Genomic DNA, 14,279 nt, shown 5'->3' on the forward strand with positions numbered 1-14,279 from the left:
GGGTGGCTCAGCGGGCGGCGGCGTCCCGCTTCGGCTAGGCAGGAGACCTGACCCGTCCCCTGGAGGCTGCCGTGGACGACCCCCGCCGTCTTCCCCTCGTCTACGTCCGTGGCTTCGCCGGAGGGACGGCCGGGATCGACAAGGCCGTCGGTGATCCCTTCTACGGGTTCAACGAGGGGTCCACCCATGTCCGGGTCGGGGCGCACGACCAGCCGTTGTTCCATCAGTTCGAGAGCCCTCTGCTGCGGCTCATCCGCGAGGAGGGGTACGAGCTGCTGGTCGAGGGGAGTCAGGAGACCTACCTCGCCCAGCATGCGCGGGTGCCCGCCAACTCCGTCTGGGTGCACCGCTTCTACGACCGGTCCTCCAGCACCTGGGGCGGACAGCACGACGAGTACCGGCTGGAGCGGGCCGCCGCCGATCTGCTCGATCTCGTCGACCGGCTGAGAGAGAGGACCGGCGCCCCCGCCGTCCATCTCGTGGCCCACTCCATGGGCGGGCTGATCTGCCGGTGCCTGCTGCAGAAGGTGCTGCCGGACCGGGGGCGCGACGCCGCCGAGTGCATCGGTAAGTTCTTCACCTACGGCACCCCGCACGGCGGCATCGCCTTCGACCTCGGCGGTGGGTGGCTGGAGCGGATCCGGGACGCCGTCGGGATCCAGGGCGCCGACATCTTCGGGCCCCGGCGGATGTACGAGTACCTGACCCCGCAGGCCGCGTTCGATCCCGGTGGTCCGCCCGAGGGGTGGGACGCCCGCCGGATGCCCGAGGGTTCCGGCGCGCTGCCCCTGGAGCGGGTCTTCTGTCTCGTGGGGACCGATCCCACCGACTACGACGTCGCGTTCGGGCTGTCCTCCGCCGCCGTCGGGCCGCACAGCGACGGGCTCGTGCAGATCGAGCGGGCGTACGTGCCCGGCGCGCACCGGGCGTACGTGCACCGCAGCCACAGCGGGCGCTACGGGATGGTCAACTCCGAGGAGGGGTACCAGAACCTGCGGCGGTTCCTGTTCGGGGACACCCGGATCGAGGCGTCGCTGGTCGGGTACCGGCTGCCCGGTGACGACGACCTCGTGTGGCAGGCCGAGACGCGGCTCTCGGTGCGCGGGCTGCCCGTCGTGATGCACGAGCGGCTGGCCGCCCACTGGTGTCCCGTGCAGCTCGACCGGCCCGCGGCCGGCACGGAGGCCGGCGTGCCGCTCGCGAGTACATTCCTCAACAGCGGGCTGCGTCCGGCGGCCGACGGGCCGATGCGGTTCATCCTCATGCTGCGGCTGCTCTCGCTGCGCGAGCACCGGGGCATCCTCAGTCTCGGTGACCACATCGAGCGCGCCGCCGACTTCTCCGACACCCTCGTCATCGACGTGGGCACCCCGGAGGCCGGGCCCGGTATCTGGGCCGCCTGGAACTCGGAGATCGAGGGCGCCATCCGCGACCACGACGTCGCCGGGACCCCGCGGGCCGACGAGGACCCCGCACCCGGGCGCTGGGTCGCGCACATCCCGCTGCCCGAGAGCGCCGTCCCCCTGGTCGGCGACGCCGCCCGGATCCGGCTCGTCGCCACGCCCTGGAGCTGAGCGGACTCCCCGAGTCGTTACGCCCCCGCCCCCAACGACCGCTCCGCGACCCGCGCCAAGTGCCGCGCGAAGACCTCGCGGGCGTCCGGCGTCAGGGTGCGGAGGGCGACCAGGGCCGTGATCACCACGTCGCAGAGTTCGGACCGCACGTCGTCCCATGTGTGGGTGACGCCCTTGCGCGGGTTCTGGCCGGTCGCCCCGATGACGGCCTGGGCGACCTCGCCGACCTCCTCCGACAGCTTCAGCATCCGCAGGAGCAGGCCCTCACTCCCGGAGACGGGCTGGTCCGACTCCAGCCAGGCCCACAGGGCGTCGACGGTGTCCCACGGGTCGGCGGCGGCCTCGTCAGTCGTCATACGAGGCAGCTTGGCACAGGCCAGGCGCGGCGCGGGCGGGGCAGCCCGGCACGGGCCCGAAGGGCGCAGGCGGCGCGGCCTGGCACAGGACCGCCACGACGCATGACGCGGGGCTCACTCCTCGAACAGCGTCTCCTGGTCCGCGAACTCGCCGTCCTTGTCCGGGCGGTCGAGGCGCCGGTTGCGGGCGCCCACCACCAGCGCGGTCGCCGCCGCCGTCACACCGAGGGCCGTGGGGACCATCCAGCCGCGGTCCAGGACGTGGCGCAGCGCGTGGTCGAGGGAGAGCCGGCCGGGCCCCGTGATCGCGAGGCTCGTCGCGGCGAGGCCGACCATGGCGGCGTGCTCGTAGCCGCCCTCCTGGTTGAAGAAGCCGTTCGGGGCGTGCACCGCGGCCGCGCCCGCCATGCCGCCGGCCGCCGCCGCGCCCGCGGCGGGGGTGGCGAGGCCGAGGGCCAGCAGCGCGCCGCCGCCGGTCTCCGCGAGGCCGGACGCGGTCGCGCTGGCCTTGCCCGGCTTGTAGCCGATCGACTCCATGAACTGGCCGGTGCCCTCGATGCCATGGCCGCCGAACCAGCCGAACAGCTTCTGCGTGCCGTGCGCCATCAGGACGCCGCCGGCTCCCAGCCGGAGCAGCAGCAGGCCCAGATCGTGTCGGTTGAAAGCACTCACAGCGACTCCCGGAGCAGGTCACGAACAGGTCGGCAGGGACGGATCCCCCCGGCGGCAGGGACGGATCCCCTCCCGCGGCGGGGACGGATCCCCTCCCGCGTATCCACCGTGGCACCGCGGACACCCTCCCGCCCCGCCGCGGCGCCGTTCGGGTGGCGGGGCGGTGGGGCCGGTGTGACGCTGCCGGTATGACCATTCAGACGTCCAAGCTCAGCGACCCCACGGTCCGTGCCTTCGTCGAGGCGGTCAACGCCCACGACCGCGACAGCTTCATGAGTGTCCTCGCGCCCGGCGCGACCATGGCCGACGACGGCACCGACCGCGATCTGACCGACTGGGTGGACCGGGAGATCTTCTTCTCCAACGGGCACCTCGACGTCGACAACGAGTCGAACCAGGGCCGCGATCTCCTCGCCTCCTACCGCAACGACACCTATGGCGAGATGCGGACCCGCTGGCACTTCGAGGTCGAGGACGACGGCCGGATCTCCCGCTTCGAGACCGGTCAGGCCTGAGCGGCCGATCACCGATCCGCGGCACCCCCGCACACGCACGGCAGCCGTTCCACCCACCGGTGCGTCCCTCGCGGTCCCACGCGAGGTCCACCCCCACCCCGGTGCGGTGGAACGGCTGCCGCGTCCCCCCTCGGTATGGCATGCGAACCCTGCTGCTCCGAATGTGAAGCTCTCGTGCAGAGTGATCTGAGCATAAGCCGCCCACCGGGGGCGATGTAGCGGAATTACAGATTCCAGTTGTGCACATCGTGAAGACGCACGGCCCCTCGGGATCGCCCCGGCCCGCCCCGGCTCCCCTCAGCCCCGCCCCACGTACGGCATCGCCGTCGCCAGCACCGTCGCGAACTGGACGTTCGCCTCCAGGGGCAGCTCCGCCATGTGCCGGACCGTGCGGGCCACGTCCGCCACGTCCATCACCGGCTCCGGCACCACCGAGCCGTCCGCCTGAAGGGCGCCCTGCCGCATCCGCGCCGTCATGTCGGTGGCCGCGTTGCCGATGTCGATCTGCCCCACCGCGATGCCGTACGGCCGCCCGTCCAGCGACAGCGACTTAGTCAGCCCGGTCAGCGCGTGCTTGGTCGCCGTGTACGCCACCGAGTGCGGGCGGGGCGTGTGCGCCGAGATCGAGCCGTTGTTGATGATCCGGCCGCCCCGCGGGTCCTGCTCCTTCATCTGCCGGTACGCCGCCCGCGCGCACAGGAACGCCCCGTTGAGGTTGGTGTCCACCACGTGCCGCCAGGCGTCGTACGGCAGCTCCTCGACCGGCACCCCGCCGGGGCCGAACGTGCCCGCGTTGTTGAACAGCAGGTCCACCCGCCCGAACCGCCCCACCGTGGCCGCGAACAGCGCGGCGACGTCCTCCTCCCGCGCCACGTCCGTCCGTACGGCGAGCGAGGCGCCCTCCGGCACCAGCCCCGCCGTCGCCTCCAGCGTCTCCACGCGCCGTCCGGCCAGCGCCACCGACCAGCCCGCGCGCAGCAGTTCCACGGCGACCGCGCGGCCGATGCCCGAGCCGGCGCCGGTCACCACGGCGATCCTCGTCCCCGTCTGCATGTCGTCCATGGGGCGGCAGCGTAGGGGACGGTCCGCCATTCGGAACCGGCCTGTCCGCCATCCGGGTGTTGTGTACGCGCCAAGCTCGTGTCGTCCCGGTCCCGCTCTCCGCCCCGTGCCTCCATCGGGCAGGGGAGGACCGGATGACCACCACGAACGACCTGTCCCAGCACAGCCCCGAACTGCGCGCGGCGGCCCGGCACATCGGCCGCCGCCGCTTCCTGACCCTCACCGGCGCGGCCGCCGCGCTGGCCTTCTCCGTACAGCTGCCCGCCCCGGTCGCCGCGAGCGCGGCCGCGCGCGGCGCCCGCCGGATCGCCGACGACCCCTTCACCCTCGGTGTCGCCTCCGGCGATCCACTGCCCGACTCCGTGGTCCTGTGGACCCGTCTCGCGCCCGTGCCGTTCCAGGCGGACGGCGGGATGACCGCCGAACCGGTCGCCGTGCAGTGGGAGGTGGCGCACGACGAGGCGTTCACGCAGGTCGCCGCGAGCGGCGAGACCGTCGCCCACCCCGAGTACCACCACTGCGTCCACGTCGACGTCCCCGGCCTCGAGGCCGGCCGCGTCTACCACTACCGCTTCCGCACCGGCACCTGGATCAGCGAGACCGGCCGCACCCGCACCGCCCCGGCGGCCTCGGCGACGACCGCGCTGACCTTCGCCGCCGTCTCCTGCCAGGCGTACGCCGACGGCTACTACACGGCGTACCGGCATCTCGCTCAGGACGACGTGGACGTCGTCCTCCACCTCGGCGACTACCTGTACGAGTACGCCGTCAACTCCGTCGGCGGCTACCGCAACTACACCGACCGCACGCTGCCAGCCGTGTTCAACCGGGAGGCCATGACCCTGGAGGACTACCGGCTGCGCTACGCCCTGTACAAGTCCGACCCGGACCTCAGGGCCGCGCACGCCGCGCACCCCTTCGTCGTCACTTGGGACGACCACGAGACCGAGAACAACTACGCCGGCGACACCCCGGAGAACAGCGTCCCGCCCGCCGAGTTCCTGCTGCGCCGCGCCTCCGCCTACCGCGCCTACTGGGAGAACCAGCCCCTGCGCGAGCCGCAGCGGCCCACCGGCCCCGACATGCGGCTCTACCGGCGGCTGCACTGGGGACGGCTCGCCCAGCTCGACGTCCTCGACACCCGGCAGTACCGCTCCAACCAGGCGTACGGCGACGGCGCCCAGGTCCCCGGACCGGAGATCGACGACCCGGCGCGGACGATGACCGGCGCCGCGCAGGAGCGGTGGCTGCTCGACGGCTGGCGCGACTCCACGGCCCTGTGGAACGTCGTCCCGCAGCAGGTGACGTTCTCCCAGCGCAAGTTCGACCTGACCGAGCCGTCACGGGTGTCCATGGACGCCTGGGACGGCTACCGCGCCTCGCGGCGCCGGGTGCTGGACGGCGCGAAGGCCGCCGGCGTCGAGAACCTCATGGTGCTCACCGGGGACGTCCACGTCGGCTACGCCTTCGACATCAAGGACGACTTCGACGACGCCACGTCCGCCACCCTGGGCACGGAGATCGTGGCGACGTCGATCGCCAGCGGCCGGGACGGCACCGACAAGCCCGCCAACTGGGACACGTACATGACGGCCAACCCGCACCTGCGGTTCTACAACGGCCGGCGCGGCTATGTCCGGGTGGCGCTGGGGGAGCGGCTGGCACGGGCCGACTTCCGGACCGTGCCGTACGTGACCACGCCGGGGGCGCCGGTCACGACGGCCGCGTCCTTCGTCACCCAGGTCGGCACGCAGGGGCTCACGCCGGCGTGAGCGCGGGCGCCCGGTCCTCGGGGGTCTCGCCGGGGTAGCGGACGCCCACGCGGTCCCGGATCGCGTCGAGCGTCCGCATCACGGCGAGGGTGCCCTCCAGGGGGACCAGCGGGGACTCGGTCTCCCCGGCGCGCACGGCCCGCATCACCTCGATCGCCTCGTGCCGCATGGAGGTGCGGGGCCCGTCCGCCGGGTCGGCCGTGAACTCCTCGGGGTCACGGCCGTCGCGGTGCAGCACGAACCGCTCCGGGTGGAAGAAGCCCGCCGGCACGTCGATGCGGCCCGCGGAACCGGTCACGGACGCCACGGTCGGCGTACCGCCCGCGATCGAGCAGTGCAGGGAGGCGAGCGCGCCGCCGTCCCACGACAGCAGGGCGCCGGTCTGCAGGTCGACGCCCTCCGGGGACAGCGTCGCGCGGGCCGTCACGTCCGACGGCTCCCCGAGCAGCAGCTGCGCGAAGGACACCGGGTACACGCCGAGGTCCAGCAGGGCGCCGCCGCCCTGCGCCGGGTCGCGCAGCCGGTGCGCGGGCGGGAAGGGGCCGGCCAGCCCGAAGTCGGCCTGGACGTGCCGGACCTCGCCGATGGCCCCGTCGTCGACCAGGGCCTTCAGACGACGCACCAGCGGGTTGCAGTACATCCACATGGCCTCCATCAGGAAGCTGCCGCGCTCCTTCGCCAGCGCGACCAGTTCCCCGGCCTCGCGGGCGTTCAGCGTGAACGCCTTCTCGCAGAGGACGTTGCGGCCGGCCTCCAGGCACAGCCCTGCGGCCTCGCGGTGCGCGGCGTGCGGGGTGGCGACGTACACGACATCGATGTCCTCGTCCTGCGCGAGGGACGCCCAGTCGCCGTAGGCGCGCGGGATGCCGAACCGCTCGGCGAAGGCGTCGGCCGAGGCCCGGGTCCGCGAGGCGACCGCGACCACCTCGGCGTCCGGCAGGTCGACCAGGTCCGCCGTGAAGGCGGCCGCGATCCCGCCGGTCGCCAGAATCCCCCACCGCACGCTCTGTTCCGCCACAGCGGCCCCGCCCCTCGCTCATGTCGCACTCGGCACTCTGTTCGAGCTGAGAGCATAGAGGGCGGATCACTCGGAGAGGGAGGGGCTCATGAGCGACCGTGGGGGTCCGGCACGGGACACGGCGCGGCAGACGGCACCGGACACGGCGCGGCCACCGGCGCCGCCCGCGCGGGGCTCGGCCGACGCGGCACAGCGCCGCACCGGCCTGCTGGTCACGTTCGTCCTGGGCGGGCTGACGGCGACGCCCCCGCTGGCGATGGACATGTACCTCCCGGCGCTCCCGGAGGTCACCCGCTCGCTGCACGCGCCCGCCGCCACCGTCCAGCTCACGCTCACGGCGTGCCTGGCCGGCATGGCGTTCGGGCAGCTGCTGGTCGGCCCGATGAGCGACCGCTGGGGCCGCAGGCGCCCGCTGCTCGTGGGTCTCGCCGTGTACGTCGTCGCCACCGCGCTCTGCGCGTTCGCGCCCACCGTGGAGGCGCTGGTCGCCTGCCGGCTCGCCCAGGGCCTCGCCGGGGCCGCGGGCATCGTCATCGCGCGGGCGGTCGTCCGCGACCTCCACGACGGCGTGGCCATGGCCCGCTTCTTCTCCACCCTCATGCTGATCTCCGGGGTCGCCCCGATCGTGGCGCCGCTCATCGGAGGGCAGATCCTGCGGGTGACGGACTGGCGCGGTGTGTTCGTCGTCCTCACCGTCGTCGGGGCACTGCTGGCCGCCCTCGTCTGGTTCCGGCTCCCCGAGACGCTGCCCACGCGGGACCGGCACGCCGGAGGCGTCGGCGAGACCCTGCACGCGATGCGCGGGCTGCTCGCCGACCGCGCCTTCACCGGGTACGCGCTCACCGGCGGCTTCGCCTTCGCCGCGCTGTTCGCCTACATCTCCGCCTCGCCCTTCGTGATCCAGGAGATCCACGGCGCCTCGCCGCAGATGTTCAGCCTGCTGTTCGGGCTCAACTCGGTCGGTCTGGTGATCGTCGGCCAGATCAATGGAAAGGTGCTGGTGGGCCGGGTCAGCCTGGACCGGGTGCTCGGCATCGGACTCGTGGTCGTCGTCCTCGCGGCCACCGCGCTGCTGCTGATGTCCCTGGGCGTGTTCGGCGAGACGGGCCTCGCCCCCGTGGCCGCCGCCCTGTTCGTGCTGATGTCCGCGATGGGCGTCACGCTGCCCAACACGCAGGCGCTCGCCCTGCAGCGCACCAGGCGCGCCGCCGGGTCCGCCTCCGCGCTGCTGGGCACCTCCTCGTTCCTCATCGGCGCGATCGCCTCGCCCCTGGTGGGCGTCGCCGGGGAGGACACCGCCGTCCCGATGGCCGTCGTCCAACTGGCCGCGGGCCTGGTGGCGCTCGCCTGCTTCATGGGAATGTGCCGTCCCTGGAGGACACCACCAGGTCCGGGCGCACGCGACGGGGCTTCGCCCGCGCCGGGCGCGGCCGTGAGCACGGGGGAGGAGAGCTGAGCGCGCCGAGACTGCGCGGGGACGCACCGGAGAGGGCCGGACTCGACCCTGAGGAGATCCGACGGCTCGTCGGCGAGGTCCGCGACCTCAGCGCCGGCAGGCGCCCCTGGGCCGCCGGGACGGTGCTGGTCGTCGGACGGGGCCCCTACCTGGCCGTCGAGGAGGCGGCCGGCTGGGCGGTGCGGTACGCCTCCTACGACGAGCGCACGGACTCCGGTGTCGAACTGCCCGCCGGGGCCCGGGTGCCGATGACCACCGCCACCCCGTTCGACCTGGCCTCCCTCACCAAGCTGTTCACCTCGGTGGCCGCCGTGCAGCAGATCGAGCGCGGCACGCTCGGCATCGACGCGCGGGTCGGGGCGTACCTGCCGGACTTCCGGGCCGCCGCACGGCACGACGTCACCGTGCGGCAGCTGCTCACCCACACCTCCGGGCTGCGCCCCGAACTGCCGCTGTACGACTGCGCGGACCACGCCGAGCGCCTGGACCGGCTGCGCGGCGAGGCACCCATCGGGGTCCCCGGCACGTACTGCTACTCCGACCTGAACATGCTGCTGCTCCAGCACGTCCTGGAGCGCATCACGGGCCGCCCGCTGGACGTCCTGGTCCACGACGGCATCACCCGCCCCCTGGGGATGACCGCGACCCGGTTCGGCCCCTGCCCGGGCGCCGCCGCGACCGAGGACCAGCGGCGGCCCTGGGCGAAGGCCGACCGCGGGATGCTGCGGGGCGTCGTCCACGACGAGAACGCCTGGGCGCTGGGCGGGGTCGCCGGGCACGCCGGCCTGTTCTCCACGGGCCGCGACCTCGCCGTCCTCTGCCGGGCGCTGCTGTCCGGCGGTGCCTACGGGCCCGCCCGCATCCTCGGCCCGGACTTCGTGGAGCTGCTGCTGACGCCGCCCGGCCTGGGCTTCGCGGTCGACCAGCCCTGGTTCATGGGGGAGCTGGCCGGGCGGGGCGCGGCCGGACACACCGGCTTCACGGGCACGTCGCTGGTGCTCGACCCGGCGCGGGACACCTTCCTCATCCTGCTGGCCAACACCGTCCACCCGCGCCGCCGGCGCCCCGACAGCGGGCCGAGGGCGGCGGCGGGAACGCGCGTGGCCCGGGCCCTGCGGGGCCGGTGAGGAGGCCGTCCGCGGCCTCGTAGAATCTCCGGGTGAACGCCCCCGTCCCCCCGTCCGCCGAGACCCTGCGCGCGGCCCTCGCCGCCCTGCTCGACGGGCTCCCGCCGCGCCGGGCCGCGCAGGCCGTCGACCGGCTGATCGCCACGTACCGGGGCGCCACCCCGACCGACAGCCCCATCCTGCGGGACCGCGCCGACGTGGCCGCCTACGCCGCGTACCGCATGCCCGCCACCTACGCGGCCGTCCGCTCCGCCCTGGAGGCGTTCGCGCGGACCGTGCCCGGCTGGGCGCCGGAGCGGCACATCGACGTCGGCGGTGGCACCGGGGCGGCGACCTGGGCGGTCGGCGCGACCTGGCCCGGCCGGCGCGAGGTCACCGTGCTCGACTGGGCCGAGCCCGCCCTGGCCGTCGGCCGGGAGATCGCCGAGGCCGACCCCGCGCTGCGCGGGGCCCGCTGGCAGCGGGCCCGGATCGGTGCGGGACTCACCCTCGACGCCGCCGACCTCGTCACCGTCTCCTACGTCCTCAACGAGCTCACGGACGGCGACCGGGGCACCCTCGTCGACACCGTCGCGGACGCCGCGCAGACGGTCGTGATCGTCGAACCCGGCACCCCGGACGGCTACGCCCGGATCATCGAGGCTCGTGACCGGCTGGTCGCCGCCGGGCTCCGTGTCGCCGCGCCCTGCCCGCACAGCGCCGCCTGCCCCATCGCGCCCGGCACGGACTGGTGCCACTTCTCGGCGCGGGTCAGCCGCTCCTCGCTGCACCGCCAGATCAAGGGCGGCTCCCTCGCCTACGAGGACGAGAAGTTCAGCTACGTCGCCGCCACCCGGCTGCCGGCGGACCCGGCCCCCGCCCGGGTCGTGCGCAGGCCCCAGATCCGCAAGGGGCAGGTCCTGCTCGACCTGTGCGAGACCGAGCCGGCGCTGCGCCGGGCCACGGTCACCAAGCGCCACGGCGACCTCTACCGGGCGGCCCGCGACACGGACTGGGGCGACGCCTGGCCGCCGGCCTCCTAGGAGGCCCTCGGCGTCCGGTCTCAGGTGGATTCGGTGGATTCCTCCGTCCCGGCCTCCTCGGCCCGCCTCTCCTGCAGCCTGCGCAGAAGCTCCCGCTTCTGTGCCGCCGGGTCGGTCCCGCCGCCGACGCGGCCGTTCCGGGCGCCGCCGCGCAGCGCCGTCCGGCCGAGGTGGCGCCGGGTCCCGCCGACGCCCAGCATGCTTCCTGCTCCGCCTCGGGTCATGGTGAGGCTCCCTTCGTCCCGGCCGGCCTCGGCCAACCAACTCAACGAGACGTATCGTCTCGTTTCCTGACCGCCTCAGGATCTGGCGAGACGCAGCGTCTTGTCAACTGATAAATTCAGGCCATGCCAGCACGCGAACCCGCCCCGACCGCCCCCAACGCCGGCCGCCGCAGCGAGCGGTCCCGCCGGGCCATCTACGACGCCGCCCTCGCCCTCGTCGTGGAGGTCGGCTATCCCCGCACCACCATCGAGGGCATCGCCGCCCGCGCCGGCGTCGGCAAGCAGACGATCTACCGCTGGTGGCCCTCCAAGGCGGAGGTGCTGATGGAGGCCTTCCTCGACCTCGCCGAGCGCACCGCGCGGGAGGCCGGGGAGCAGCCGTACGCCATCCCCGACACCGGCGACCTCGCCGCCGACCTGAAGGCGGTCCTGCGCGCCACCGTCGACGAGCTGCGGAACCCCCGCTTCGACGCACCCTCCCGCGCGCTCGCCGCCGAGGGCCTGGTCGACGAGGAGCTGGGCCGGCAGTACGTGGCCAAGCTGCTGGAACCCTCGCTGCAGCTCTACGTCGAGCGGCTGCGCTCCGCCCAGGACGCCGGCCAGGTGCGCCCCGACGTCGACCCGCGCATCGCGCTGGAGCTCTTCGTCTCCCCGCTGGCCCAGCGCTGGCTCCAGTACACCGGCCCGATCTCCCACGACTACACGGACACCCTGGTCGACTACGCCCTGTACGGCATCGCCCCCCGCCCGAAGGCGTGACGAAAAACGCGTCCGCGACCCCATTACCCCTGATCACGGCGTTGTGCGCGGCTCGCCCCACCTGGCCCTCTTGTCCGCTACGGCCCCCCGGGGCGCACGAGGGTGGGACCATAGGGCATGCTGTTCCGCACGACAGCGAGGCGAGGGGATAGATGAGCGCGGAGTTGGGCGGCCGGTCCGGCCTTCGGGGCAAGATCTCCCAGTGGCTGCGAGGCCGCCCCCCGGAGGACACCGCCGGTGACGGCGGCCGGGAGGCCCTGCTGCTCGCCGCCGCCGCCGCGGGACTGCCCCTCGCGCCCGCCGCGCACCCGGCCGGATACCGCTGCTCCTGCGACCGCGTCGGCTGTCCCACTCCCGCCCGGCACCCGGTGTCGTTCGCCTGGCAGACGCAGTCCACCACCGACCGCGGCCAGATCGAGCGCTGGGCCCGCCACCATCCGCAGGCCAACTTCATCACCGCGACCGGCATGGTGCACGACGTCCTCGACGTACCCCTCGAACCCGGGCGCGAGGCGCTGGAGCGGCTGCTCGCCGCCGGCATCGAGGTCGGGCCGGTCGCCGAGAGCGGCGACGGGCGGCTGCTGTTCTTCACCCTCACCCGGGGCACCCCCGAGGACGAGGACGAGTGGTGGCCCTGCGAGCTGGACTGCCACCCCGAGACCATGGACGAGCACCCGGGACTGCGCTGGCACTGCCGAGGCTCCTACGTCCTCATGCCGCCCTCCCGGCTGCCCGGCGAGGGCCAGTCCGTGCACTGGGTGCGCGGCCCCGAGCACCCGCTGCCCGACCCGCTCAGCATCCTCGAGGTCCTCACCGACGCCTGCGCCCGCCATGTCGGCGAGGAGACCGACCACGTCTCCGGGTCCTGGCCCCTGCGTCACTGACCGCGCCGGGGGTCACTCGCCCTTCGCGGACGTCATGCCCTGGATACGGCCCAGGACGTCCACCTTGCCCGAGCCCTTCGGGACCAGCGCCACCTCGTTGGAGACGAACTCCAGCGTCAGCGACTGCTTGATCTCGCCCTCCGTCAGGGCCTGCACCGACTTGCCCGGCACCGGCACGGACGCGCCCGGCGCCGCCGTCTGCTTCTCGAAGTGCCGCGAGGCGAAGAACGCCAGCGCGCCACCGTCGGCCGTCCGCAGCGCGAGCGGGGCGAAGTCGCCGTTCGTCAGCGGCTCGTCGATGAACTGCCGGACCAGACCCGGGCGTTCGGCCTGCTTCTTGCGTGTCTGCCGCCACCCGCTGGTCTGGCCGCCGGCCGCGAAGGCGTCCCCGCCGTCCTTCAGGTAGGAGACGTACCGCTCGCTCAGATCACCGGGCGGCACGGCCAGTTGCCGCGAGTCCGCCGGGACGTCCTGCGCGTAGCCGTCCGCGTCCGTCTTGAACTCGGGCACGTCCCCCGGGGCCATCAGCGTCAGATACGCGGCCTTCCACGGCTCGTCCAGGTCGTGGCGGGTGAACACGAAGACCCAGCGTGCCCGGCCGCCCTTGTTCGCGGCCGCGTCGGCGACGAACCAGCGGGGCCAGCCCGCCTTCTTGGGGATGGCGAACCTGGTGTCCGACAGCTCCAGCGGGCTGTGCGCCGGGTTGCCGCCGGGGTTCGTCGCCCGGCCCGCCTTCAGGCGCGCCGCGTCGATCGCGCCGAGGGCGCCCGTGACCCGCCCGGAGTCCAGCGCGCTGTCGTAGGCCTTGTCCGCCGCGTTGTACGCGGTGGTGAACTCCTTCAGCGCCTTCGCGGCCTCCGCCCTGGTCGCCGAGGGAAGGACCTCCTTCTCCCCGTGGACCACCACACATCCGCTCGCCGTCAACGACAAAGCGGTCAAGGAGGCCGCAATCAGCGCGCTCCGGTCAAGCCTGCGGAGCCTTCGAGGGCCGCGATCCCTGCTCATCCGGTTCCTTCACCTTCCCCTTCCCGGAGGCGAACCCTACCGGGGCGAGGAACAGCGCGAGCGTCGGGATCAGGTACAGCAGCCACACCGTGACCTGGAGGACGGTCGGGTCCGGCTGGAAGTTGAACACGCCCTTCAGCAGGGTGCCGTACCAGCTGGCCGGATCGACGGTGTCGCTGATGTCGAACGCCTTGTTCCCGAGCCCCGGCAGCCAGCGCGCCTCCTGCAGGTCGTGCAGGCCGTACGCGAGCACGCCCGCGGCGACGACGACCAGCATGCCGCCGGTCCAGGTGAAGAACTTGGCGAGGTTGATGCGCAGGGCCCCGCGGTAGAACAGCCAGCCCAGCACGACGGCCGTGGCGATGCCGAGCGCGACACCGACCAGCGGGCGCGGCGTGCCGTCCCCGGCCGCCCGCACCGACGCCCACACGAACAGGGCCGTCTCCAGGCCCTCCCGGCCGACGGCCAAAAACGCCGTGGCGACCAGGGCGCCCGTGCCCATCCGCAGGGCCGCGTCCAGCTTGCCGTGCAGCTCGCTGCGCAGATGCCGGGCGGTGCGCCGCATCCAGAAGACCATCCAGGTCACCAGGCCGACCGCGAGGATCGACAGGGAGCCGCCGAGCGCCTCCTGCGCCTCGAACGTCAGCTCCTGCGAGCCGAACTCGAGCGCGCAGCCGAAGCCCAGAGCGAGGGCGGCCGCGACGCCGATGCCGGCCCACACGGGCCGCAGGGCGTCCCGGCGGCCCGTCTTCACCAGGTAGGCGATGAGGATGCAGACGACGAGGCTGGCCTCCAGCCCCTCGCGCAGACCGATCAGGTAGTTGGAGAACACG

15 protein-coding genes are annotated in these 14,279 nt (G+C 73.7%); 8 read left to right on the plus strand and 7 right to left on the minus strand.

From position 1 onward, the window contains the following. Nucleotides 1–71 precede the first annotated feature (71 nt). The gene (locus ACFV46_RS19475; RefSeq protein ID WP_385498979.1) at nt 72–1,574 is read left to right on the plus strand and encodes an esterase/lipase family protein; all 1,503 of its coding nucleotides are present in this window, start codon (nt 72–74) and stop codon (nt 1,572–1,574) included. Nucleotides 1,575–1,591: 17 nt separating this feature from the next. Here ACFV46_RS19475 and ACFV46_RS19480 read toward each other — a convergent pair whose 3' ends face one another. Together ACFV46_RS19480 and ACFV46_RS19485 are read right to left on the minus strand one after the other, a co-directional pair. Continuing rightward, the gene (locus ACFV46_RS19480) at nt 1,592–1,930 is read right to left on the minus strand and encodes a MazG-like family protein (RefSeq protein ID WP_385498981.1); all 339 of its coding nucleotides are present in this window, start codon (nt 1,928–1,930) and stop codon (nt 1,592–1,594) included. Between the two features lie 114 nt (nt 1,931–2,044). Then, complete coding sequence (locus ACFV46_RS19485; protein WP_361932098.1) at nt 2,045–2,602, minus strand: DoxX family protein; 558 nt, start codon at nt 2,600–2,602, stop codon at nt 2,045–2,047. A gap of 188 nt (nt 2,603–2,790) precedes the next feature. Between ACFV46_RS19485 and ACFV46_RS19490 the strand changes: the two genes are divergently transcribed. Next, entirely contained in the window at nt 2,791–3,117 is a 327-nt protein-coding gene (locus ACFV46_RS19490) for a nuclear transport factor 2 family protein (RefSeq protein WP_385498982.1), read from the plus strand. A gap of 297 nt (nt 3,118–3,414) precedes the next feature. On the opposite strand, the gene ACFV46_RS19495 is transcribed toward ACFV46_RS19490, so the two are convergent. Further along, nucleotides 3,415–4,179 carry an SDR family oxidoreductase gene (locus ACFV46_RS19495; protein WP_385498984.1) on the minus strand — a complete coding sequence of 255 codons (765 nt, stop codon included), beginning with the start codon at nt 4,177–4,179 and terminating at the stop codon, nt 3,415–3,417. A 134-nt stretch (nt 4,180–4,313) separates the two neighbouring features. On the opposite strand from ACFV46_RS19495, the gene ACFV46_RS19500 reads away from it, so the two are divergent. After that, nucleotides 4,314–5,951: an alkaline phosphatase D family protein gene (locus tag ACFV46_RS19500; protein WP_385498985.1), complete on the plus strand. Its 1,638-nt coding sequence runs from the start codon at nt 4,314–4,316 to the stop codon at nt 5,949–5,951. Here the strand turns inward: ACFV46_RS19500 and ACFV46_RS19505 are convergent. Further along, nucleotides 5,938–6,969 carry a Gfo/Idh/MocA family protein gene (locus ACFV46_RS19505; RefSeq protein WP_385498986.1) on the minus strand — a complete coding sequence of 344 codons (1,032 nt, stop codon included), beginning with the start codon at nt 6,967–6,969 and terminating at the stop codon, nt 5,938–5,940. The genes ACFV46_RS19500 and ACFV46_RS19505 overlap by 14 nt on opposite strands. Nucleotides 6,970–7,057: 88 nt before the next feature. Here ACFV46_RS19505 and ACFV46_RS19510 point away from each other — a divergent pair, with 88 nt between their 5' ends. Genes ACFV46_RS19510 through ACFV46_RS19520 form a run of 3 tightly spaced genes read left to right on the plus strand, consistent with a single transcriptional unit; the run spans nt 7,058 to nt 10,574 of the window. Continuing rightward, the gene (locus tag ACFV46_RS19510) at nt 7,058–8,425 is read left to right on the plus strand and encodes a multidrug effflux MFS transporter (protein WP_385498987.1); all 1,368 of its coding nucleotides are present in this window, start codon (nt 7,058–7,060) and stop codon (nt 8,423–8,425) included. 11 nt (nt 8,426–8,436) lie between these two features. Next, a complete protein-coding gene (locus tag ACFV46_RS19515; protein WP_361932236.1) occupies nt 8,437–9,552 on the plus strand; it encodes a serine hydrolase domain-containing protein in 1,116 nt (371 codons plus the stop codon). Nucleotides 9,553–9,584: 32 nt separating this feature from the next. After that, nucleotides 9,585–10,574, plus strand: coding sequence for a small ribosomal subunit Rsm22 family protein (locus tag ACFV46_RS19520; protein WP_385498989.1), 990 nt, complete (start codon nt 9,585–9,587; stop codon nt 10,572–10,574). Between the two features lie 20 nt (nt 10,575–10,594). Here ACFV46_RS19520 and ACFV46_RS19525 read toward each other — a convergent pair whose 3' ends face one another. After that, on the minus strand, nt 10,595–10,798 hold the full coding sequence (locus tag ACFV46_RS19525; protein WP_361932080.1) for a DUF6243 family protein: 204 nt from the start codon (nt 10,796–10,798) through the stop codon (nt 10,595–10,597). Nucleotides 10,799–10,921: 123 nt separating this feature from the next. On the opposite strand from ACFV46_RS19525, the gene ACFV46_RS19530 reads away from it, so the two are divergent. Together ACFV46_RS19530 and ACFV46_RS19535 are read left to right on the plus strand one after the other, a co-directional pair. Beyond that, complete coding sequence (locus ACFV46_RS19530; protein WP_376728859.1) at nt 10,922–11,557, plus strand: TetR/AcrR family transcriptional regulator; 636 nt, start codon at nt 10,922–10,924, stop codon at nt 11,555–11,557. Nucleotides 11,558–11,709: 152 nt separating this feature from the next. Beyond that, entirely contained in the window at nt 11,710–12,441 is a 732-nt protein-coding gene (locus ACFV46_RS19535) for a bifunctional DNA primase/polymerase (protein ID WP_361932075.1), read from the plus strand. A 12-nt stretch (nt 12,442–12,453) separates the two neighbouring features. Here ACFV46_RS19535 and ACFV46_RS19540 read toward each other — a convergent pair whose 3' ends face one another. Together ACFV46_RS19540 and efeU are read right to left on the minus strand one after the other, a co-directional pair. Then, entirely contained in the window at nt 12,454–13,446 is a 993-nt protein-coding gene (locus ACFV46_RS19540) for a hypothetical protein (RefSeq protein WP_385498990.1), read from the minus strand. After that, nucleotides 13,406–14,278: an iron uptake transporter permease EfeU gene (gene efeU / locus ACFV46_RS19545; RefSeq protein WP_361932070.1), complete on the minus strand. Its 873-nt coding sequence runs from the start codon at nt 14,276–14,278 to the stop codon at nt 13,406–13,408. The genes ACFV46_RS19540 and efeU overlap by 41 nt, the downstream gene beginning before the upstream one ends. Between the last annotated feature and the right edge of the window lies 1 nt (nt 14,279).

Origin of the sequence: Streptomyces sp. NPDC059852 (assembly GCF_042731455.1) — a bacterium.
In the GTDB taxonomy this organism is placed as follows: domain Bacteria; phylum Actinomycetota; class Actinomycetes; order Streptomycetales; family Streptomycetaceae; genus Streptomyces.